The sequence below is a fragment of the Synechococcus sp. BS55D genome (genome assembly GCF_004332415.1).
Taxonomy (GTDB): Bacteria; Cyanobacteriota; Cyanobacteriia; order PCC-6307; family Cyanobiaceae; genus Synechococcus_C.
Genome location: NZ_PHQT01000002.1, coordinates 463,624 through 484,477 on the forward strand (window position 1 = coordinate 463,624; position 20,854 = coordinate 484,477).

Below are 20,854 nucleotides of genomic sequence, written 5' to 3' on the forward strand. Positions count from 1 at the left end.
AGCGATCGACCAAGCTGTGGCGAGAATCACATCCAGGACAGGCCGCCCGTCTTCATGTTGAAACTGATTGACGTGCACGTTCAGCCGGCCACAGCGGAGAAGCCGATCCTGAACGGGATCAACCTGCAGGCGAGCCGAGGGCAACCGCTGCTGATTTCAGGGGCAAGCGGGAGCGGTAAAACAACCTTGCTGGAGGTGATCAGCGGCCTGAGCAATCCGCAACGGGGTGCGATTTGCTGGCAGGGAGAGCCGCTGACCGCTCGCCAACGGCGATGGATCACCGGAGTGTTGTTCCAGTTCCCCGAACGGCACTTTCTAGGCCTCAACGTCTCCCAGGAGCTCAAACTCGGCCATCGGCGCCTGAGCAGCGACGAACAGAACCGTGTACTGGACCAGGTGGGGCTCCGAGGGATCGATGGGCGACAGGCACCCGAGCGCCTCAGCGGAGGCCAACAAAGACGACTGGCGCTGGCTGTGCAGTTGCTACGCCAGCCTGAGGTGCTTCTGCTCGACGAACCAACGGCGGGCCTGGACTGGTCGGTACGGACAGACGTGCTCGAGTTGCTGCTGGAGCTCTCCCGCGAACGGGTGATGGTGGTGGTCACCCACGAGCCTGCTCTCTTTGCCCCTTGGCAATGTCCCCATTGCCGCCTGCAAGAAGGGAAGCTGCGCACTCTGTCACCATTAGCCCCAGCCGAGTCCTAGCCATGAGCGATCGCCTTGTCCGGGCCACTGCGGCTGGCGGTGGCATTCGGCTGGTGGCGGTGACCACCACCGAGACCACCCAAATAGCAGCCAAGCGCCATGGGCTCTCCTACCTAACCACCGTGATGCTGGGGCGGGCCATGGGGGCCGGATTGTTACTGGCCAGCTCCATGAAAGTGGCCCATGGACGCGTCAATCTGCGCCTGGGCTCCGATGGGCCCATCAAGGGCCTGATGGTGGATGCGGGTCGGGACGGAACTGTGCGCGGATACGTGGGAGAGCCAACTCTTGAGCTGGATCCTGTTGCGGATACGCAAGGGCATTACAGCTTTGATTTCGCCGCAGCCGCAGGCACTGGCTATCTGCATGTGGTGCGCGACGAAGGCAAGGGTGAGCCCTTCAGCAGCACCGTCGAACTGGTGAGAGGAGGGATTGGAGAAGACGTGGCCTCTTATCTGCTCCATTCCGAACAAACACCCTCCGCTGTGTTTGTGGGCGAACGGATCAACCGTGACGGGCTTCAGTGCAGCGGTGCGCTGCTCGTCCAGATCTTGCCGAAGGCGGCTGAAGAACCTGCTCTGGTGGCACTGCTAGAAGAGCGCTGCCGAGAGATCAGCGACTTCAGCGATCGACTCTCAGCCTGCCGCAACAACCTGGAGGATCTGCTGCATGACGTCTTCCCCGATCTAGATCCGCAACCGATTCCTGCAGGCGAACCAAGCCAAGCCATTTACTTTCACTGTCCTTGCAGCCGTCCCCGCAGCCTCGGAGCGCTGAAAATGCTTGGAGCCGATGAACTCAGCAGCATGCTGCAGGAGGACGGCGGCGCTGAACTCACCTGCCATTTCTGCAATGCGGTCTACCAGGTCAATGCGTCTGAATTGCAGGACTTGATCGCTGAGTTGCAACCAACCGGCTGACGGCCTAGCCCAGCAACAGGGCACCGAGTGCCAGCACCAAGAGGGCGGGCAGCGACTGCCATTGATCCACACTCAAGGGCAGGGAGGTGGCCGAACCAGCGAGGAGTGCCGCAACCAGCCCGCCAGCCAGGACACCAAGCGTTAGGAACAACACACTCCAGCCGACCGAGGCCAAGGGACGACGGCCGCGGCGGATCTGGCTGAGAAACATGCCGATCGTGCCCAGGGCAAGGACGAGCTCGACACTGGTGGGGCTGAGCAGCACCAGCACCAGCCCCGCGCCCGCCAGACCAAGTCGTACCCACAAACCCTGACCTTCCACCAGGGAAAGCGTCGGCAACCAGGTCTGGGGAGCCGCAGCGGGGGTGGGGAGCGAAAGCTGACGAATGCGAGACAGCAAGAGCCCTGGCCCTCTTGGCTCAGAGCTGCTGACCGTCTCGAGTTGTTGTTCCCGTTGGGAGGCACTCGCAGCCGCCGAACTGACACGACCGGACTGGCGCTCGCGCAGGCGTTCCATCAGCACGGCGTCGTAAGCGGCTTCAACCTTGGCCCGCTCCTGCAAATCCTCGCCGGCTTGAACCAGTGCTTGCTCCCTGGCCTGCTGCACCGCTTCAAAACCGGCGTCCCTCGTGATCTTCAGCCGGGAGAAGGGGTCCGGCGAGGCGGGATCGGAACCGGAATCAATCCCGGAGGCCATGGGCTTAGACATCGCTTCGATGAGCGTATCGAGGCAGCAGCGAAGCCGACGCTTTCACAAAGGAGCACATCAAAACAAAGGAGGGCTATGGCGATAGCCATGGTCCTGTTCGAAGACCTTCCGGCACACACTCAATTGGTCCGACCCGATCCAGGTTCGGCGTTTGAGCAAGGGGAGTTGGGGGGGCAGGTGATGTCCCTCCAGCATTTCGACGCGTCCCTGCTGCGGGCGACGAAAGCACACATAATCAACGCCCCCATCTGGGCCTGGGCGTTGCAGCCAGATGCTGTCCACAGTGGCGGACTAGAGGAAGAGTGGATTCTGGCGAGCCTTTTGAGCAGTCGCGAGCAGCGACTCAGAGGCTGATCGGTTCCACACCACTCACCACAGGAGCGACAGCGCTGAGTTCGAGCTCAGGATGCTCCTCGTGGAGCTGATTGAGATTCCAAGTGTTCTTGAACAGCAACACAGGCCTTGACCAGGCATCCTGAACCGTTTTGCAATTGAAGATGCGACCAACCCGTTCAAGGGCCGGCCATCCTCCACTCACCCAGCGGGCCACTTGAAAGCCCATGGGTTCAAGACGCGTCTCCACGCCGTACTCATTCTCAAGGCGGTGTTGCACCACCTCAAGCTGCAGTTGACCGACGGCCGCCAGGATCGGGTCGCGCTTGCTCTGATCGGTGTCATAGAGAATCTGCACCGCCCCCTCCTCGCGGAGCTCATTGACTCCCTTGCGGAAATTTTTGAATGCTGAAGGATTGGGGTTCCGCAACCAGCTGAAGATTTCCGGACTGAAGCAGGGAATGCCCTCGAATTCCACCTTGGCACCGGTGTAAAGCGTGTCACCGATCGCAAACATGCCTGGGTTATTGAGGCCGATCACATCGCCTGGGTAGGCATCATCGACTACTTCACGGTCCTGACCGAACAACTTCTGGGGTCGAGACAGACGAATCGTCTTACCCGTCCGTGCATGGCGCACGGTCATGTCCTTCTCAAAACGGCCGCTGCAAACTCGCACAAAAGCGACACGGTCGCGATGCCGGGGGTCCATGTTGGCCTGCAGCTTGAACACGAAACCACTGAATTCAGGCCGGAGGGGATCAACGAGTCCCTCGCTTCCACTCCGTGCCGTGGGCTTCTGAGCCATCTCAAGGAAGGCATCCAGAAAGGGTCTGACCCCGAAATTGGTCATGGCTGAGCCGAAGAACACAGGCGTGAGTTCGCCTGCGTGGACCAGCTCAAAATCGAGATCGGCCCCAGCCGCCTCGAGCAATTCCAATTCCTCTACGGCCTGCTCCAGCAGATCGGATTCCACCAGTTGCTGAAGCTCCGGATCATCCAGGTGCAGATGACGCTCTTCCGACTGGCGACCGCGTTCAGCACGACTGAACAGCACCACCTCCTTGCTACGACGGTCGATCACGCCGCGGAACTGCTCACCACTGCCGATCGGCCAATTCACCGCCCAAGGGGTGAGCCCGAGCTCAGCCTCGATCTCATCGAGCAGGGCAAGAGGCTCCCGACCAGGACGATCCATCTTGTTGATGAACGTGAAGATCGGGATCTGGCGCATGCGGCAGACCTCAAAGAGTTTGCGGGTTTGCGGTTCAAGCCCTTTGGCTGCGTCCTCCAGCATCACCGCGTTGTCTGCTGCGGCCAGGGTCCGATAGGTGTCTTCTGAAAAATCCTGGTGGCCGGGAGTATCGAGCAGGTTGATCGTGTTGAGGCCGTAATCGAACTGCAAAACGGTTGATGTGATCGAAATCCCCCGCTGTTTCTCGAGTTCCATCCAGTCGGAGGTGACCTTTCGCTGCTCACCCCTGGCTTTGACAGCACCAGCCTGCTGAATGGCGCCCCCGTAAAGCAGAAGCTTCTCTGTGAGGGTTGTCTTGCCGGCGTCGGGGTGGGAGATGATCGCAAAGTTGCGGCGGCGATCCACCGCCAAAGCCAGCTCCTCCCTGGCGCCGTCATGGGAGTCGGTGGCGGGAACCCGTGTCATAGCGCTGACGTTCTCGAGACAGCCTGCCAGCTAAAGGGTCCATCGCTGACAACACCAGAACCGATCGAAGGCAAGGCACCACGGATCTCGAGATAACGATCCTCCAGCTCCACAACTTCTAGGCATTGCAGCTCTGCTGCACGGAGCTGCTCCAACACTTCACTAGGGGTGAAGGCAGCGTGAAGGGACGCCAGATAGTCGTGACGCAGCACCGAAGGGGCCGCGCCGAGATGCTTTTCACGAAGGGCCAGAGCGCGTTCAGGGCTTGGCGGACGACGCAAATCGCGATGCAACACAAGACAACCTGGCCGAGCGAGCCGTTGATGCAGACGCCAAAGCTGACCGGGATCATGGAGGTGATGCAAGAGGCTGTTACTCACGATCAGTGCTGCTCCTGAACGGCCCTCGAGAGCCTTGGGCCTCTCCTCACCGCGAGCCAACGAACCGATACAAAGCGCCTCGTAGCTCAGCCTTGAAGCAACACCCTCACCTGCTGCGACCTGGCGTCGCCGTGCAATCTCCAGCATCGGGTCGGATCCATCGATGCCGATCACATGACACTGGGGCCAGAGCCGCGCCAGTCGCTCTGAAATGTTGCCTGGGCCGCAGCCAAGGTCGAGCACACAATCGCCAGCTTGGGGCTGCCACTGATGGGCCTGGCAAAGCCGTTCAATCCCACGAACTACCTGAAGATCACTGCGATTGAAATCAGCAGCGGCGTAGGCCTCAACCTGCTGGCATTCCTCCATCAATTGAGGCTCGGGTGTGCGCTGCATCACGAGCGGTGCACCTGCAGGGTCTGGGTAGGGAAGGGAATCTCAACCCCCACGTCCTCAAGGGCGCTGATGAGCCGACGATTGAGGTCATGAAGGCTGTCCTCGAAGTGATCATGATCCTCATGACTGGAGCTGAATTCGAGCACGTGGTCGTAGCTGAAGGCAGCAATGCGCTCCAGGCGGAAGGCCTTGAACTGCAACTGCGAATCCTCAGCCACCACGCTGGCCACCAACGAGGGCAGGCGGGCCAGTTGTTCCGCAGGGGTTCCGTAGGCAATCCCTAGGGCAATTTCCGACAACTGAGCCCGTTCGATCACCTCCTCGAGATGGATCAGAAGCCGCTCACGAATGTCGAGATAAGCAGGCCAGCCATGGAGCTCCACCATGGCGAAGACCACCAACTGTGGTGGAGAGTCCGGCGTTCGCTCGAGGCTCATGAGCGGTTCCTTGAGCACACTCCAACTCAGAAGCGTTCGCCTTGCCTGATGTAAAACCTCCTCCAGCTGGAAGGGAGACCACTCCCCTTGAAGGTCAAGACGCACCTCAAGGCCCTGCATCGGTGGGCGATCACTTTGCAAGCCACGTCGAGAGAAGTTGATGATCGTCGCTTCATCAACAACTGAGTTGGGAATCGTGACGCGACTTTCCAAGGTCTCCAGCTCTAGGGAACGCAAACCAATCCGCGAAACGAAACCAAGATTGTCCCCCACTCGACAGAACTCACCCACCCGCAGGGGGCGATCAGTTTGAATCGAAAGACCAGCAAACAAATTACTGAGCAACTTGGAGGCGCCAAGACCAATCGCCAGACCTGGTACTGCAGAGAATGCAAGAACTGTGCTGGCAGGGAGTCCCAAGAGAAGCAATAATCGATAGATCAACACAATGGCGACGAGAGCTCCGAGAGCCCGACAAAGGGGCATCACGAAATTGCTGATTCTTTGCAGCTGTAACGGCGAGCGGCGACCACGAATCCTGGCCAACCATTCCGCACTGCTACGACCAAGTGCCTCAAATACAAAGAAGACAAAGACACCCGCACTCAGGTACCAGATCACATAAAGGGCATAGGTGATAACAACAAGGGGAAGCCCCGTGAAATTAACAACATCGTCAATGAACACCTCCGTTAATCTTGTAAGGGGGAGGATCGGCAACACAAGTAGCACGCGCCTCCAGGCCAAACGATCGCGATGCCAGAGATGCGTCGGAGTCTCATCAGCAAGTGAATCCCGGTACGTCAAGAGCATGAAACGGGCAAGCCAACCCAGCACTGCCAGGTAGAAAACAATGGCGAGCAACGCGCACACGATCTGAAACAAAGTTTGATCACTGATCGGAACTTCAATCAGATCTCTAATGCTTCTTGGCAAGGAGAGATACCAGGCCGGCGGCACCAGGTAACCAGGCGTGTAGATAAAGTCTTGATAAAAATACGGAGTCGCAAAGGGTTGATCAACAACAGAAAACCCCTTCACCTCCTGATACATTTCTGATATCGAAGCGACCGTCTCCTCGGAAAAGAAAAAGTCCTGTTGATCAGGATCATTATCTAGCTCAGATGTCAAAGAGATCGCTGTTCCGGGGATGCGCCAAGACTCAACAGGATTGGTGCGTTTGTCATTCAACCGCCTCATACCCTCAACATCAGGGATATCAATCAATCTCTGACTGTGAGTAAAGACGTAATCGAGAACATGCTTTAACTGAATCGCCGCCTCATCAGCCATATCCGTTCGCACACTCTCAGGGAATGCGCTGGCATCAAGCGACTTCACCGCCAGCTGAAACAGCAATTCGGTATCTGCGATCTGCTCTTGACGTTGCGCAGGGGACACCGACGCATCCCGCAGGGCCTCAATCCGCCCGAGCCGGTCAGCCCGATGCCCCACTTCAGCCATCACCGCATAAAAATTGAGCAACGTGGCCCTTGGGCTATCACCCACCACCTGATCCAGCACGACATCCGACCAGGAACTGGCCGCCTGCTCCAGATCCCCATAGAAGGGTTGGTCCTGGATGGAGATCACGCCTCGAGAGTTGGCTGCCTGCGCAGCAGGAAAAGCAGACCGTGGGGAGGTCACAGCCTGAACAGGCAGGAGCGCCTGGAGGCTCACAAGCAGAACTCCGATGAGAGCTCCAGCCATGAGCCGAGAAAACCTGAGACGCATACGCAGCAGCAGTAGCTTCCGAACACGGATGACCTCATGCTGACAGCGACAACGGCAACAGCGAAGGCAGCAACAGCGACCGGAGCAGCAGCACCGCCTGTGGTGCCTTTCACCACTTGCTGCCCCCATCAGTGGCGTTAGTGTGCGTGGACGCCCGCTCCATACCTGTGACCCTCACCCCCAGTCGACTGGATCCCACAAGCTCCAACAGCACTGATGCCATTGGCGAAGTCGTGACCAAACTCAGCGGTGGTTTCCCATCCACAGCGCCGGCGGCCAACCCTGTCTTTTATCGGACCTACAGCCGTCGTACGCCTGCTGGTCGCGAGAGCTGGAGTGAAGTGGGGGTACGCAACCTCGGCGGGCTCGCAAAACTTGGTCATCTCACCCAGGAGGAAGTCGAGCTCCTGGCGCGCATGCAAGCCGAGAAGAAGGCGTTGCCCTCCGGTCGCTGGCTATGGATCGGGGGGACCCCCTGGATCGAACAACCGGACAACTTCTCGGGTGCCTACAACTGCACGTCCACCAATTTGGTGGATTGGGAAGCCTTCGGTCTGATGATGGACCTGGCGATGATGGGCTGCGGAACCGGCGCCATCATCGAACCTCATCTGATTGATCGCCTGCCGGTGGTGCGCAATCCGATCGAGGTGCTCTCGGTCAGCGATATCGGTCTGACCCCCGCAGGTGAGCGCCAGGAGCACACCAGTCACACCATCAATGGCGACCACGTCACCATCAAGGTCGGTGACACCCGCCGAGGCTGGGTGGATAGCTATCAGCTTTTGCTCGAACTGAGCAGTGATGAACGCTTTGCTGGTCGCACAGTTCAGGTCGACGTTGATCTCTCCGATGTTCGTCCTGTCGGTGAAACGCTGAAAGGGTTTGGAGGGATGGCCAATCCCGTCAAACTCAAAGACCTTTATGCACGGGTGGCCAGGCTGCTTGGCAAAGCCGTCGGTCGCAGACTCACGTCAGTGGAATGTTGCCTGCTGATTGATGAGGCAGCGGTGACCATCGTGGCTGGCAACATCCGTCGCAGCGCGGGCATGCGTCAGTTCGCGGCTAACGACCTTGCTGCGGCGGGCGCTAAAGACAATCTTTGGCAACAGGACGCTGACGGCAACTGGCGCATCGACCCCGAGCGTGATGCCCTGCGCATGGCCAACCACACCCGCGTCTATCACACCCGTCCCAGTCGTGAGGTGCTGCTGGAGGCTGTGACCAAGCAATTCCACAGTGGTGAGGGAGCCATTCAATTCGCGCCTGAAGCGATTGCCCGATCCAATGCAGATCTGCTGAGCACTCCAGAACTGCGCAAGGAATTCATCGAGGTGTACTGCGACCAAGGGCGCGAAGAAGCCGGTCGCTGGTTAAGCCACAACCATGGTCCGATCGCTGCCGATGAACTGGAGCATCGACTGGGTCGCTACGGCCTCAACCCTTGTGGTGAAATTCTTGGCGCCGACTTCCACTGCAATCTCGCCGAAATCCATCTGAATCAGATCGATCCAAGCGACGATGAAGGTCAGCGTGATGCGTTCCGCGCCGCAGCACTGTCGGTGGCCTGCCTGCTCAATCATCGCTTCGAGGTTGAGCGGTATCGCCAGAGCCGTGCCTGGGATCCAATTGTCGGCGTGAGCTTCACCGGCCTGTTTGATTTCTTCGTTCACGCCTTCGGCACCCCCTGGCTGACCTGGTGGGAAGCTGGTCGCCCGGACACCGAAGAAGGCCAAGCCTTCAAGCAACAGGAGGCGTCATTCCTGAGTCGTTGGAAAGCCATCGTCAACGAAACGGTGTGGGACTACTGCGACCGTCATGGCCTACGCCGGCCGAACCGTTGCACCACCGTGCAACCCGCAGGCACCAAGAGCCTGCTCACCGGGGCAGCACCTGGCTGGCATCCACCCAAAGCCCAACGTTTCATTCGCCGGATTACCTTCCGGAAAAACGACCCTGTGGCGATGGCCTGCATGGATTACGGCTACACCGTCGTGCCATCTCAATCCGACAAGGACGAGCAAGGTCGACTTCTCGATGATCCCTTTGATCCACGTTGCACCGAATGGCTGGTGGAGATCCCTACGGAAGTGAGCTGGGCCAATCTGCCTGGAGCCGATGCCGTTGACATCAACGCCTTCTCGGCCATGGCCCAGTTTGACTTCTACATGCAGGTGCAAACCCACTACACCGCCCACAACACTTCGGCGACGATCGAATTCCGTGAGCATGAGATCGAACCTCTCACTGACGCCCTCCACCAAACGATCCAAGCAGGAGATGGCTACATCTCTGCGGCACTGCTCGCCCGCTTCGATGCCAATGCCACCTTCCCTCGACTGCCCTTCGAGCCGATCGATGCGGCGACCTACGAACGGATGCAGGCCGAGGTGATCGAGCGTCGAGTTTCCAGCGACTTCTTTGAAGCTCTGCAGCGCTATGACAGTGGCGAGCTCAGTGAAGCTGGCCCGGCTGGCTGCGATTCCGACAAATGCCTGCTGCCGCTGGCGAAGCCCAAGGACTGAGCTCCTCGGGGCCGACGCTTAAAATAACGGCCTGCTTGCGAGCGCGAGCAGGCACCTGGAGAGGTGGTCGAGTGGTTTATGGCTCTGGTCTTGAAAACCAGCGAGGTGCGAGCCTCCGTGGGTTCGAATCCCACCCTCTCCGTTTCATCCCAGCAGCATGAAGCATGGGATCACCTAAGCAGAAGATTGGGATCACCGGATCAATAGAGAAGGAAACCTGGGCCAAACCCCTCATCGGGCCAAAGCCCCGCATCATCATCCACCTGCCACTGGTCTCCAGACGTGGGTCCTGAGCTCGGTTGACTGCCATCCAGACACCCTTCAGGAGTGGTGAAGCCTGAGCTGAACGCCTCGCAGTTCAAGGCATTGTCCTGAGCTCTGGCGATACCCGAAAGGGCGCTGAAGCAGAGCATCAGCAAAAGCAAGAAGCGATGACGCACAGCACAGGAGTACAACCGCTCCAAGGCTAGAGGGGTTCAGATCGCGGGCGAATCCTTGTCACACCGAGGGGTTCTGAGCAATGACGACAAAGACCCCAGGGGCCAGCCCAAATTGCGGAGATGGCGAATGAGCCCACGGGACGCGGTGAAGTAATCCTTGCTGTATGTGGCGCAGAATCCGATTTCACCGAGGGTGAGCAACAGCAGTCGATGCTCCCGCTGCGTTCCCTCCCGCTCAGAGAGAACCGTAAATCCACGACCCTCGAGATCAGCCCGCAACTGGCTATTGAAATCAAGCGAAAAACCGACCTGAAGCACGTGATCGACTTCGCGATAGGCGGTGTAGACCCTTGCACCACGGTTCTCCTCGAGATATTGGTAGCGCTCGGTGACAGCGATCACCGCATCCATCACAGGAGCGCGCAGGGCCTCTTCCATCACTGACAGGGCACTCGCGTTCATGCGCTGATCCCCCCACCTGCGGCAAGCCGCTCCTCGCAGGCCAACTCGTAACTACGAATCGCCCCAGTGGGAATGGCTCCGTTGCTTTTGAGCTGGCGGATCGAGAGCTCGACGCACTGCAGCACGACACTGGTGAGTTCCCTGCCCTCGCATTGCGCCCAACTGCGCAACAAGACATGGAGGCTGGGAGGCACGGAGACCGTGAGCTTCACCTGGTTTTCCCGAAGGACAGCCTTCATGCGAGGAGAGCCAACGACACAAAAGTAACCCGAAAGCAACCTATGAGCAACTGCTGAGTTACTCCACAGCTACTCCTGGGTGACTCAAGCACGAAATGATGATCTAACAACGGCGCAAGAAAGCGTGAGCTGGCACGCCTGCCTCAACGCAAGCGATCCAACGAAACAGGCTGTTGCGACAGCGAGCTTCAGAGTCTCAGCAACAGGCAAAGATTGTTGGCAGGAAGGGAGCGCACCTCCTCCAGGGCGAAACCAGAGTCGCCCGCGAGTTGCTCCACAGCCTCTAGATCACGAACTCCCCAGAGTGGATTCCTCTCCCGCAGGGACCGATCAAAAGCTGCGTTGCTGTCGCTGGTGTGCGCGCCATGACGGCGGAAGGGGCCATAAACAATCAACGCCCCTCCCACCGGCAGCAAGCGAGACGCGCCCGTCAGGAGCGCCATCGCACAGTCCCAGGGAGCAATGTGCAAAAGGTTGATCACCACCACCGCCTGGAGATCCAGTGCGACGTCCGCTGGAAGCGGCCAGGGCCACTGGCGCACATCGAGTCGAAGCGGCTCCGGCATCGAGGATTGGAGATCGGCATGGGCCCTCCAGGCCCTGATGCTCTCGAGATGCAGGGGGTCGGGATCACTCGCCTGCCAACGAAGGCCAGGAAAGCGGGTCTGAAAACAGACCGCATGCTCCCCACTTCCGCTGGCCAGCTCGAGGACAGCCCCCTCGATCGGCAACCATGCATCCAGGGTGCTGGCAATCGGCTCGCGGTTGCGCTCAGTAGCCGGGAAATACAGCCTCGAATCCTGCATCAGCCGTTTTCAGTCGCAGCACTGGCGAGCAGGTGTCTGGCAGTTCTGCTCCAGCAATGCGAGCCAGGCCCGTAGGGCGTTGATCCGGTCTGGCCTGAGGCTGTAGTACACCCAGCGACCCTCCTGGCGGTCCTCAAGCAGACCGCACTCCCGGAGCACCTTCAGATGGAAGGAGAGGCGTGACTGAGAGAGGGCAAGTTCTGCGGTGAGATCACACACACATCGCTCTCCGCCGGAAAGCGCCTCGATGATTTTCAAGCGCAGGGGATCAGCCAGGGCCTTGAGGAGACCACGGGCCTGATCGGAGCCCAAAGATGAAGGATGCTCCAGCGCAGGCGACATCACAGCCAATATCCGAGAACCAATCGTGGTCCAAACCTATCGAGCCCCGAACAGGAGGAGGGGCCATCAACGACCAATCAACCAAGGTTGATTCATCAACTCTTTTTGATTTAAGCTAACGGCGCTGCCCTCGCCTCCACCAGCATGCGGATCGGAATCAACGGCTTCGGACGGATCGGACGTCTGGTCTTCCGTGCCCTGTGGGGTCGCCCGGGCATTGAACTGGTGCATATCAATGACCCTGCCGGTGACGCACCAACCGCAGCGCATCTGCTTGAATTCGATTCGGTCCATGGGCGCTGGGATCGGGGGATCAAGGCAGAACCTGACGGTTTCAGCGTTGAGGGCCAGACACTGACCTGGTCACAGCAGAAAGAGATCACAGCCGTGCCCTGGCAGGAACGTGGGGTGGAGATGGTCCTGGAGGCCAGCGGCAAGATCAAAACACCCGAAACCCTGAATCCCTACTTCGAGACTCTTGGTCTCAAACGCGTTGTGGTCGCCTGTCCCGTCAAGGGAGTCATCGCCGGAGCTGAGGCCCTGAACGTTGTCTATGGGATCAACCATCAGCTCTACGAACCGGCCCGCCACAAACTGGTGACCGCCGCCTCATGCACCACCAACTGCCTTGCCCCGGTCGTGAAAGTGGTGCACGAACAGTTCGGGATCGAGCACGGAATGATCACCACGATCCACGACATCACCAACACGCAGGTGCCAATTGATGCCTTCAAAAGCGATTGGCGTCGAGCCCGCTCCGGATTGACATCGCTGATCCCAACCACCACTGGATCGGCAAAGGCGATAGCCATGATCTTTCCTGAGCTGCAAGGCAAGCTCAATGGCCATGCGGTTCGCGTGCCTCTGCTCAATGGCTCCCTGACCGACGCCGTCTTCGAACTGAAACGCGATGTCAGCGTTGACGAAGTCAATGCAGCCTTCAAGGATGCTGCGGAAGGAACACTTCGGGGAATTCTCGGCTACGAGGAGCGCCCTCTCGTCTCGTGCGATTACACGAACGACAGCCGCAGTTCGATCATCGATGCACCTTCAACGATGGTGGTCGACGGCAACCAACTCAAGGTGTTCGCCTGGTATGACAACGAATGGGGCTATAGCAGCCGTATGGCTGACCTCGTCTGCCATGTGGTGGCCATGGAGCAGCAGCACTGATCAACCATGAAGCTCTCTGCCCTGCAGCAATACGGGATTGTGACGGCCAACTACTGGGCCTTCACACTCACCGATGGCGCCCTACGCATGCTTGTGGTGTTCCACTTCCACGGCCTCGGTTACTCCACGCTGGAGATTGCCTTTCTCTTCCTCTTCTATGAATTCTTCGGAGTGCTCACCAATCTCTATGGAGGCTGGATCGGTGCGCGCTACGGCCTGAGGCTCACCCTCTGGGGAGGAACACTCCTACAAATCCTTGCGCTGTTGATGCTGGTTCCTGTGTCTGCCAGCTGGCCCAAACTACTCAGCGTGGGCTACGTGATGGTGGCGCAGGCGATCAGCGGTATCGCCAAGGACCTCAACAAGATGAGTGCCAAAAGTGCCATCAAGACCGTGGTACCTGAAACCCCTGATGACGCGCAGCGAGGGGAGAACCAACTCTTCCAATGGGTGGCCATCCTCACGGGATCCAAAAATGCCCTCAAGGGGGTGGGATTTTTTCTCGGCGGCGTTCTGCTGACTGTCTTCGGGTTCAACAACGCGGTTGGCCTGATGGCAGCGGGCCTCGCCTTGGCGTTCCTGCTGACCTTGGTGTTACCAGGAGAGATTGGCAAGATGAAGGCCAAACCAGCCTTCTCCTCTCTTTTCTCAAAATCTGAGGGAATCAACATCCTCTCGCTGGCTCGGTTCTTCTTATTCGGAGCCCGCGATGTCTGGTTCGTCGTCGCCCTGCCAGTCTTTCTCGAAGCGTCCCTTGGCTGGGGATTCTGGGAAATCGGTGGCTTCCTTGGTCTTTGGGTGATCGGCTATGGAATCGTGCAGGGCACGGCGCCTGGCCTCCGGCGTCTCTGGGGTCAGACCCGCAGCCCAGGGGTCGGCGCCGTCCAGTTCTGGAGTGGCGTGCTCACAGCCATTCCCGCCCTGATCGCTGTGGCTCTCTGGAGAGAAGTGGATGTCAGCACTGCCATCATTGGCGGACTTGCAGCCTTCGGAGTGGTGTTCGCGATGAACTCCTCCATCCACTCCTACATGGTGCTCGCCTACACCGATACCGAGAGTGTGAGCCTCAATGTGGGCTTCTATTACATGGCCAATGCAGCGGGCCGCCTCGTGGGAACCCTGCTTTCAGGTGCTGTGTTTCTGATTGGCGGGACGCCATCCTCAGGGATGCAGGCCTGCCTTTGGTGCTCCTCGTTGCTGGTGCTCCTCTCTTGGCTGAGCAGCTTGCGATTACCGGCTCCGGCTGCCGTGGAGAAAGCGGCCGCTTAATTTGAAGGATTGATCGTCGTCCCCGCCTCGGCGGGTCGTTGGCCCCTATGCCCCATCCCGCCCGGCTGGCCGCCCTTCAGGCCATTCAGCAGCGTGAACCGATGACCTGCGAGCCGACACCGCCGCTGGAATCGATCTGGGCAAGCGATGTCTTCACGCTGCAACGCATGAAGAATGCCCTTCCAAAGGAGGCTTACAAGGCCGTACGCCGCGTGATCCGCGATGGAGGGAAGCTCGATCTGGATGTGGCCGATGTTGTAGCTCAGGCCATGAAGGACTGGGCTTTAGCCCGAGGTGCCCACTACTACGCCCACGTTTTCTATCCCCTCACCAACTCCACAGCCGAGAAGCACGACGGCTTCATCAGTCCGCAGGGCGACGGAGAAGCCATTCATGAGTTTTCCGGCAAGCTTCTGGTGCAGGGGGAGCCCGACGGAAGCTCCTTCCCCAACGGAGGGATCCGTTCCACTTTCGAAGCTCGTGGCTACACGGCCTGGGACATCACCAGCCCGGCGTACTTGATGCGAACACCCAACGGTGTGACCCTCTGCATCCCCACAGTGTTCGTGAGCTGGACAGGGGAAGCGCTCGACAAGAAGACACCACTCCTACGCTCGAACGCCGCCATGAATCGGCAGGCCCAACGCCTGCTCCGACTGCTTGGCAATCAAGACGTGGCAGCAGTAAACAGCTCCTGCGGGGCTGAACAGGAGTATTTCCTGGTGGACAGCCAGTTCGCCACCCTGCGTCCTGATCTGCAGCTGGCGGGGCGCACCCTGTTCGGTGCAGCGTCACCGAAAGGTCAGCAGTTCGATGATCACTACTTCGGGGCCATCCCTGAACGGGTTCAGGTGTTCATGCAGGACGTTGAACACCAGCTCTACCGACTCGGGATCCCTGCCAAGACCAGGCACAACGAAGTGGCACCAGGCCAATTCGAGATCGCACCGGTGCATGAGGCCGCGAACGTGGCCACAGATCACCAGCAGTTGATCATGACCGTGCTGAAAAGCACAGCAAAACGGCATGGCTTCACCTGCCTGCTGCACGAAAAACCCTTTGCCGGCATCAACGGCTCTGGGAAGCACGTGAACTGGTCCGTGGGCAACAGCACCCAGGGCAACCTGCTCGATCCCGGCCATACCCCCCACGACAATCTTCAGTTCCTGCTCTTCTGCGCCGCAGTGATCCGTGGCGTCCACCGCTATGGAGCCTTATTGAGAGCCGTGGTCGCTACCGCCGGTAATGACCATCGTCTTGGAGCGAACGAAGCCCCTCCAGCCATCATCTCGGTGTATCTCGGCCAACAGCTGGAGCAGGTGTTTCAGCAGATTCAGCGTGGAGAGGTGACCGCCAGCAGCAGCGGCGGCCTCATGCAGCTGGGCGTCGATACCCTCCCGGAATTTCCCAAGGACGCTGGTGACCGCAACCGCACCTCCCCCTTTGCCTTTACAGGAAACCGCTTTGAATTCAGGGCCGTGGGCTCCGGCCAATCGGTGGCAGGGCCTCTTGTGGCGATGAACACTGTGCTAGCCGATTCCCTGGAGTGGATCAGCGATCGACTCGAGTCCGAAATGGCAGCAGGCCAGACCCTGGAGCAGGCCTCAGCCGGCGTTCTGAAGCAAGTGGTAGATCTTCATGGGGTCGCCATCTTCGGAGGTGACGGCTACTCCGATGCCTGGCATCGGGAAGCAACTGAACAGCGCGGACTAGAGAACCTGAAGAACACCGCTGAGGCCCTTCCCGTGCTGCGTCGCGACGACGTGCGTGATCTCTTCCAACGCCAAGGGGTGATCAATCCTGTGGAACTGGAGAGTCGTTACGAGGTCTACGGCGAACAGTATGTGCTGGCGATTGAGGTGGAAGCGCGGGTGGCGTTATCGATGGTGCGAACCCAGATCAGTCCTGCGGTCCAGAAGCAGATCAGCTGCATGGCGCGCAGCCTTCAGCAGCAGCTCTCCCTCGACCTTCAACCGGATCGAGGCAACCTCCAAAGGATGGCGGCTCTGCAGAAGCGCATGGACGAACAGACCGACGCCCTCGAAGGTGAATTGCAACAGCTGCATCACAGCGACACAGCTGCATCGATGAACCATTGCGCCGCTGTCATCCTTCCCCGCTTGCTGCAACTGCGCGAAGCAGTCGACAGCCTTGAAAGCCTTAGTGATGACGATCGCTGGCCTCTGCCCTCCTACCGAGAGATGCTGTTTATGCGTTGATCAAGAGACAGGTGAATCGAGGTCAACCCCTAGCGCTACTGCTGTCCGTCCTCGTGGTGGAAACTGCTCAGGCTGTTTGGGCTGATCCTCGGGCTCCCGTCTCCACTCCGAGCACAACAATTGCAATCCTGGCCGTGAACAACGGCCAGGAACTGCTTGTGGAGATCAATGGCCAGGGACGCACCCTGCGATTGAGCTGCATTCAGGCACCACGTCTCCAACAACAGCCTTGGGCGAAGGCCGCCAAAGAGGCGTTGGCCAAAGAGGCCACCATTGGCAGCCAGTGGCAATTTCAGCTGAGGGCACGCGACGTTGATGGACGCTTGGTGGGAACCCTGAAACGCGGGGACAGGGATCTGGTCGAACCTTTGCTGCGCGAAGGGCAAGTTTTTGCCTATGACGGCTTTCTGGGCCGCTGCGATGATCTGCCTTACACCCGCTGGCAGAGGGAGGCGGAGGCGCAACGGCTAGGGGTATGGAATGTTCCCGGGGGGATCATGCGGCCTTGGGACCAACGGGAGCAGATCGCTGCGCCCGATCGCCTGGCGCCCTGATCCAATCGTTACCGCCAACGGTGTGCAATCGCACAGCATCGGCCATCGCTGGCTGAGTGAATGGTTGGATCAAGAGAACCGCCATGCCCTACGAACCAGGAAGCCCAGACTGCCGCCTGCTCATCGATGCGAAACAGCATCTCGAGGAAGCCCTCGGCACCCTCAGCGCCATGCCCCACACCGACCACATCCAGCGTCAACTGAAGGCGGTGTACAGACAGCTTGAGGGGATGCATGATCTGAAGCGTGCCGGCGGTGCCGGCGTTTCCCTTCGCGATGCTGATTGGTGTTCAGTAACGACCAACGCCCTGCCTGGCTGAACTGGCTGTTTTTGGCGATCTTTCTTTGGAGTTCCTGGCAGCTGGCCGGGTTCTGGTTCGCCCAGCTGCACGGCTGATCAGCTCAACACAACATGATCATGCGTAGGGGTAGGCATTCGGCACGAAAAACTGTTCGTTGATGGGCGGCCGGATGTAGTCGCCCTGCTCAGGCCGTGGCGGTAGATCGATGCCAGGTGGAGTCATGTCCTCCCAAGGAACCTTGCTGAGCACATGTCGGAGACAATTCAGCCGTGCCCGCCGTTTGTCATCGGCTTCCACGGTGAACCAAGGGGCCTCCGGGATGTTGGTGTGGGCAAACATCGCGTCCTTGGCCCGGGAGAAATCCACCCAACGGTTGCGCGCCTCAAGATCCATCGGGCTCAGCTTCCAACGACGCGTGGGATCATCGATACGCGACTGAAAGCGGGCTTCCTGTTCTTTATCACTGACAGAAAACCAATATTTCAGTAGAAGAATGCCGCTGCGTACCAACATTCGCTCGAACTGCGGACAGGCCTCCATGAACTGATCGACCTGCTCCTCGCTGCAGAAGCCCATCACCCGCTCCACCCCGGCGCGGTTGTACCAGCTGCGGTCGAACACCACGATCTCGCCGGCGCTGGGAAAGTGCTCCACATAGCGCTGGAAATACCACTGGGTTTTCTGCTGATCCGAAGGAGTGCCGAGGGCCACCACACGACAACCCCTGGGGTTCATCGGTTCTGTCAGCCGTTTGATCGTGCCGCCTTTCCCGGCTGCATCACGCCCCTCGAAGAGCACGATCATGCGGTAACCGGTGGCTTTGATCCAGTACTGCATGCGCACCAAATCGGTCTGCAACCTGATCAGCTCGGCCTCGTAAAGCTTCTTGTTCAGGCGATCACCGTTGTGGTTTCGTCCCTCAAGCAGGTCATCCAGCAGTTCGGAAGGATGGTCGATGTCGCGTTCACTGCCATCGAGGGCCGCAATCACTGGGTCCGGCAGCTTCGCTTCGGAGGGGTGTTGTTTCGACTTCTTCCCCTTGTGATCGCCTTGTTTGTGATATTTGTCGTGTTTGTCCTTGTGACCCATGGTGCGGAGAGCTCCTGCTCCATTGGTGCACTGTGAGCGTCGACAGCAAGTGCAGGGTCAAGCTTTTCTCAACCTTTCAGTGGAAAGGGCAGCAAAAGCCGAAGCCCGAATCGACCGCCCACAGAGTCGCAGTCTTCCCCATTCATGTCAGCTGGAAGCCTTGAAAGGGTGCCGCCATGGAGCTGGACCACATGGGCCACGATCGCCAGACCAAGGCCGCAATGGCCCTGCCGACCTCTGGATTCATCCAAACGTTGAAAGGGTTGCAACGCTCGGTCCCACTGGTCAGCTGGCATGCCATTGCCTTGATCCCAGACCTCAATGGAGCATCCATCCGGTCGACGACGCAACCGCAACAGCACCGGTGGAGAGCCATAGCTGAACGCATTGTCAATGAGGTTGGCCACCGCGCGGGAGATCGCGACTGGACGAACGAGGATTTGCATCGGTTCCAGATCCAGATGCAATTGGTCTGAAGAATGACTGCTGGACACCTCTGCCAGGAGCTGATCCAGAGGCAGCTCGATCGCCTCCTCTCCATCGCCTCCCCCAGCAAACAGCAGAAACTGTTCAGTAATCCGCTCAAGCGCTTCAAGGTCGTTGGCACAGCGATCGCGCTCAGCCACCGAGAGGGAGGGAAGCGAGAGCCGGAACTGCAGTCGGGTGATTGGCGCACGTAGATCGTGGGCGATGCCTGCAAGCATCGTTGCCCTCTCCTGACGGGTGGCCGCAAGGCGCTGCACCATGGCGTTAAAGCGATGGGTCAGACGCTTCACCTCGGGGGCTCCTCGGGCTGGAACCGCTTCAGGATCTTCTCCCTCACCAACGCGGCTGAGTACCTTCTCAAGCCTACGGAGCGGTTGCTCCACCTCCAAAAGCAAAAACAGAGCCCCGGTGATCACCGCTGCCGCCACAAGTGAAGAACCGAGCAACGTCGGCTCCGGCGGCCAGGCCATCGGCGAACGCAACGGGACGCGTAGCCACACAGGCTCCAACGGAGAGATCAACTCAATCCACACCACCCGGCTGCGGCCCGATGCTTCCACCATCGGGCAATGGGCAAGGCGCTGACAGAGCTGATGCTGCAAGACCTTGGCCTGGCGCTGCAGAAAAGGAGACGCTGAACCCTCCACAGGAGGGCGAAAGCGCACGGCCAGATCCAAACCGGTCAGTTCGCTAACCAGATGAGGGGGGTAGCGCTCAAGGGCCAGCTCGGTGAGCCGCACATTCAGGGCCAGTTCCCGACCCAGCTGCACGCTTTGCAGACCCTCGATCTGGCGACCAAAGAGTGCCTGCAAGGCCAACAGGCAAAGCCCCCAGCAGCCGATGGCCACACCCGACCAGCCGAGCAACGAACGGACGGACTGACTCCAGCCACCACCAATCCTCATCGTGATCTGGGTGTTCCATCCGGCACAAAAACGTAGCCGTACCCCCAAACCGTTTGGATGTAGCGCGGACGGCTGGGATCCGGTTCCACCAACTTGCGAACCCTGGAGACCTGCACGTCCATGCTGCGGGTATCGGTTTCACACCCAGGACCACGAGCCAGCTCGATCAGACGGTCGCGGGAGAGCGGGCGATGGGGATGTTGCACGAATGCCGCCAGCAGGCTGAATTCACCGCTGGTGATCACAGTGGGGGTTCCCTCACGCACGAGGGTACGGGCAGCTAAGTCGAGTTCGTTATCGCCAAAACGCACGGCCCCACCCTCGGCCAAGGGGGTTCCCGCGGGCATGGCCATCCGGCGACGCAACACGGCTTCGATCCTGGCCGACAGCTCCCTAGGAAGGAAAGGCTTGGCCAGGTAGTCATCGGCACCCTGCTCCAGACCGATGATCCGATCCACCCCCTCCCCTCGGGCCGTGAGCATCACCACCGGCAGATCATCATCAGCGTCGCGCAAGCGCCGGAGTGCCGTCAGGCCATCATCACCAGGCATCATCAGGTCGAGAACCACCAGGTCCGGACGCTGAAATTCAAGCCGGGCCTCGAACTGCTTCACATCGCTGAGACAGCGCACGTCGTAACCCTGATCAATCAGGTAGGTGCCCACCATCTGACGGAGTTCCGGATCATCATCCACGACCCAGATCATCGAGGTACGTGTCATGAAAAGCGCCGTGCAGGTCGGATCTGATCGTATGGATCGGGCCGCCA

20 protein-coding genes and 1 tRNA gene are annotated in these 20,854 nt (G+C 59.3%); 9 read left to right on the forward strand and 12 right to left on the reverse strand.

Going from position 1 to position 20,854, the window contains the following annotated elements; genetic code table 11:
* The first annotated feature begins 54 nt into the window (after nt 1-54).
* Both CWE16_RS06035 and hslO read left to right on the forward strand, forming a co-directional pair.
* On the forward strand, nt 55-705 hold the full coding sequence (locus CWE16_RS06035; protein ID WP_131593782.1) for an ABC transporter ATP-binding protein: 651 nt from the start codon (nt 55-57) through the stop codon (nt 703-705).
* Nucleotides 706-707: 2 nt separating this feature from the next.
* Nucleotides 708-1,625 carry an Hsp33 family molecular chaperone HslO gene (gene hslO / locus CWE16_RS06040; RefSeq protein ID WP_131593784.1) on the forward strand — a complete coding sequence of 306 codons (918 nt, stop codon included), beginning with the start codon at nt 708-710 and terminating at the stop codon, nt 1,623-1,625.
* A gap of 4 nt (nt 1,626-1,629) precedes the next feature.
* On the opposite strand, the gene CWE16_RS06045 is transcribed toward hslO, so the two are convergent.
* From CWE16_RS06045 to CWE16_RS06065, 4 genes are all read right to left on the reverse strand, one after another.
* Nucleotides 1,630-2,322 (reverse strand): CPP1-like family protein, encoded by a 693-nt coding sequence (locus CWE16_RS06045; RefSeq protein WP_131593786.1) that lies wholly within the window; start codon nt 2,320-2,322, stop codon nt 1,630-1,632.
* Nucleotides 2,323-2,677: 355 nt separating this feature from the next.
* Nucleotides 2,678-4,327, reverse strand: a complete 1,650-nt coding sequence (locus CWE16_RS06055; protein ID WP_131593788.1) for a peptide chain release factor 3 — start codon at nt 4,325-4,327, stop codon at nt 2,678-2,680.
* On the reverse strand, nt 4,324-5,103 hold the full coding sequence (locus CWE16_RS06060) for a class I SAM-dependent methyltransferase (RefSeq protein WP_131593790.1): 780 nt from the start codon (nt 5,101-5,103) through the stop codon (nt 4,324-4,326). The genes CWE16_RS06055 and CWE16_RS06060 overlap by 4 nt, the downstream gene beginning before the upstream one ends.
* Nucleotides 5,103-7,250, reverse strand: a complete 2,148-nt coding sequence (locus CWE16_RS06065; protein WP_236629604.1) for a mechanosensitive ion channel family protein — start codon at nt 7,248-7,250, stop codon at nt 5,103-5,105. The genes CWE16_RS06060 and CWE16_RS06065 overlap by 1 nt, the downstream gene beginning before the upstream one ends.
* A gap of 191 nt (nt 7,251-7,441) precedes the next feature.
* Between CWE16_RS06065 and nrdJ the strand changes: the two genes are divergently transcribed.
* Nucleotides 7,442-9,799: a ribonucleoside-triphosphate reductase, adenosylcobalamin-dependent gene (nrdJ, locus tag CWE16_RS06070; protein ID WP_443081610.1), complete on the forward strand. Its 2,358-nt coding sequence runs from the start codon at nt 7,442-7,444 to the stop codon at nt 9,797-9,799.
* Nucleotides 9,800-9,856: 57 nt separating this feature from the next.
* Nucleotides 9,857-9,941, forward strand: a tRNA-Ser gene (locus CWE16_RS06075).
* A gap of 58 nt (nt 9,942-9,999) precedes the next feature.
* Here the strand turns inward: CWE16_RS06075 and CWE16_RS06080 are convergent.
* The 5 genes from CWE16_RS06080 to CWE16_RS06100 form a co-directional block, all read right to left on the reverse strand.
* Nucleotides 10,000-10,263 carry a hypothetical protein gene (locus CWE16_RS06080; protein WP_236629605.1) on the reverse strand — a complete coding sequence of 88 codons (264 nt, stop codon included), beginning with the start codon at nt 10,261-10,263 and terminating at the stop codon, nt 10,000-10,002.
* A 12-nt stretch (nt 10,264-10,275) separates the two neighbouring features.
* On the reverse strand, nt 10,276-10,701 hold the full coding sequence (locus CWE16_RS06085) for a hypothetical protein (protein WP_131593794.1): 426 nt from the start codon (nt 10,699-10,701) through the stop codon (nt 10,276-10,278).
* A complete protein-coding gene (locus CWE16_RS06090; RefSeq protein ID WP_131593796.1) occupies nt 10,698-10,940 on the reverse strand; it encodes a hypothetical protein in 243 nt (80 codons plus the stop codon). The genes CWE16_RS06085 and CWE16_RS06090 overlap by 4 nt, the downstream gene beginning before the upstream one ends.
* A gap of 188 nt (nt 10,941-11,128) precedes the next feature.
* Nucleotides 11,129-11,746: a DUF938 domain-containing protein gene (locus CWE16_RS06095; protein ID WP_131593798.1), complete on the reverse strand. Its 618-nt coding sequence runs from the start codon at nt 11,744-11,746 to the stop codon at nt 11,129-11,131.
* A gap of 9 nt (nt 11,747-11,755) precedes the next feature.
* The gene (locus CWE16_RS06100) at nt 11,756-12,088 is read right to left on the reverse strand and encodes an ArsR/SmtB family transcription factor (protein WP_131593800.1); all 333 of its coding nucleotides are present in this window, start codon (nt 12,086-12,088) and stop codon (nt 11,756-11,758) included.
* Between the two features lie 144 nt (nt 12,089-12,232).
* On the opposite strand from CWE16_RS06100, the gene CWE16_RS06105 reads away from it, so the two are divergent.
* From CWE16_RS06105 to CWE16_RS06125, 5 genes are all read left to right on the forward strand, one after another.
* Nucleotides 12,233-13,261, forward strand: coding sequence for an ArsJ-associated glyceraldehyde-3-phosphate dehydrogenase (locus CWE16_RS06105; protein ID WP_131593802.1), 1,029 nt, complete (start codon nt 12,233-12,235; stop codon nt 13,259-13,261).
* A 6-nt stretch (nt 13,262-13,267) separates the two neighbouring features.
* Complete coding sequence (gene arsJ, locus CWE16_RS06110; protein ID WP_131457374.1) at nt 13,268-14,530, forward strand: organoarsenical effux MFS transporter ArsJ; 1,263 nt, start codon at nt 13,268-13,270, stop codon at nt 14,528-14,530.
* Between the two features lie 47 nt (nt 14,531-14,577).
* Nucleotides 14,578-16,749 carry a glutamine synthetase III family protein gene (locus tag CWE16_RS06115; RefSeq protein WP_131593804.1) on the forward strand — a complete coding sequence of 724 codons (2,172 nt, stop codon included), beginning with the start codon at nt 14,578-14,580 and terminating at the stop codon, nt 16,747-16,749.
* An 11-nt stretch (nt 16,750-16,760) separates the two neighbouring features.
* Nucleotides 16,761-17,303, forward strand: coding sequence for a thermonuclease family protein (locus CWE16_RS06120; RefSeq protein WP_236629606.1), 543 nt, complete (start codon nt 16,761-16,763; stop codon nt 17,301-17,303).
* Nucleotides 17,304-17,386: 83 nt separating this feature from the next.
* A complete protein-coding gene (locus tag CWE16_RS06125; RefSeq protein ID WP_131593806.1) occupies nt 17,387-17,623 on the forward strand; it encodes a hypothetical protein in 237 nt (78 codons plus the stop codon).
* Nucleotides 17,624-17,719: 96 nt separating this feature from the next.
* On the opposite strand, the gene ppk2 is transcribed toward CWE16_RS06125, so the two are convergent.
* The 3 genes from ppk2 to CWE16_RS06140 form a co-directional block, all read right to left on the reverse strand.
* Nucleotides 17,720-18,694: a polyphosphate kinase 2 gene (ppk2, locus tag CWE16_RS06130; protein WP_236629607.1), complete on the reverse strand. Its 975-nt coding sequence runs from the start codon at nt 18,692-18,694 to the stop codon at nt 17,720-17,722.
* A gap of 68 nt (nt 18,695-18,762) precedes the next feature.
* Entirely contained in the window at nt 18,763-20,085 is a 1,323-nt protein-coding gene (locus CWE16_RS06135; RefSeq protein WP_131593808.1) for an ATP-binding protein, read from the reverse strand.
* Complete coding sequence (locus tag CWE16_RS06140) at nt 20,082-20,807, reverse strand: response regulator (protein WP_185189519.1); 726 nt, start codon at nt 20,805-20,807, stop codon at nt 20,082-20,084. Before CWE16_RS06140 ends, CWE16_RS06135 begins: the two co-directional genes overlap by 4 nt.
* Nucleotides 20,808-20,854: the final 47 nt, after the last annotated feature.

Excerpts from the sequence above, each read along its gene's own strand:
- CWE16_RS06035 (WP_131593782.1), top strand. The coding sequence starts at position 55 with ATGTTGAAACTGATTGACGTGCACGTTCAGCCGGCCACAGCGGAGAAG.
- hslO (WP_131593784.1), top strand. The coding sequence starts at position 708 with ATGAGCGATCGCCTTGTCCGGGCCACTGCGGCTGGCGGTGGCATTCGG.
- CWE16_RS06045 (WP_131593786.1), bottom strand. The coding sequence starts at position 2,322 with ATGGCCTCCGGGATTGATTCCGGTTCCGATCCCGCCTCGCCGGACCCC.
- CWE16_RS06055 (WP_131593788.1), bottom strand. The coding sequence starts at position 4,327 with ATGACACGGGTTCCCGCCACCGACTCCCATGACGGCGCCAGGGAGGAG.
- CWE16_RS06060 (WP_131593790.1), bottom strand. The coding sequence starts at position 5,103 with ATGCAGCGCACACCCGAGCCTCAATTGATGGAGGAATGCCAGCAGGTT.
- CWE16_RS06065 (WP_236629604.1), bottom strand. The coding sequence starts at position 7,250 with ATGGCTGGAGCTCTCATCGGAGTTCTGCTTGTGAGCCTCCAGGCGCTC.
- CWE16_RS06085 (WP_131593794.1), bottom strand. The coding sequence starts at position 10,701 with ATGAACGCGAGTGCCCTGTCAGTGATGGAAGAGGCCCTGCGCGCTCCT.
- CWE16_RS06090 (WP_131593796.1), bottom strand. The coding sequence starts at position 10,940 with ATGAAGGCTGTCCTTCGGGAAAACCAGGTGAAGCTCACGGTCTCCGTG.
- CWE16_RS06095 (WP_131593798.1), bottom strand. The coding sequence starts at position 11,746 with ATGCAGGATTCGAGGCTGTATTTCCCGGCTACTGAGCGCAACCGCGAG.
- CWE16_RS06100 (WP_131593800.1), bottom strand. The coding sequence starts at position 12,088 with ATGTCGCCTGCGCTGGAGCATCCTTCATCTTTGGGCTCCGATCAGGCC.
- CWE16_RS06105 (WP_131593802.1), top strand. The coding sequence starts at position 12,233 with ATGCGGATCGGAATCAACGGCTTCGGACGGATCGGACGTCTGGTCTTC.
- arsJ (WP_131457374.1), top strand. The coding sequence starts at position 13,268 with ATGAAGCTCTCTGCCCTGCAGCAATACGGGATTGTGACGGCCAACTAC.
- CWE16_RS06115 (WP_131593804.1), top strand. The coding sequence starts at position 14,578 with ATGCCCCATCCCGCCCGGCTGGCCGCCCTTCAGGCCATTCAGCAGCGT.
- CWE16_RS06125 (WP_131593806.1), top strand. The coding sequence starts at position 17,387 with ATGCCCTACGAACCAGGAAGCCCAGACTGCCGCCTGCTCATCGATGCG.
- ppk2 (WP_236629607.1), bottom strand. The coding sequence starts at position 18,694 with ATGGGTCACAAGGACAAACACGACAAATATCACAAACAAGGCGATCAC.
- CWE16_RS06135 (WP_131593808.1), bottom strand. The coding sequence starts at position 20,085 with ATGAGGATTGGTGGTGGCTGGAGTCAGTCCGTCCGTTCGTTGCTCGGC.
- CWE16_RS06140 (WP_185189519.1), bottom strand. The coding sequence starts at position 20,807 with ATGACACGTACCTCGATGATCTGGGTCGTGGATGATGATCCGGAACTC.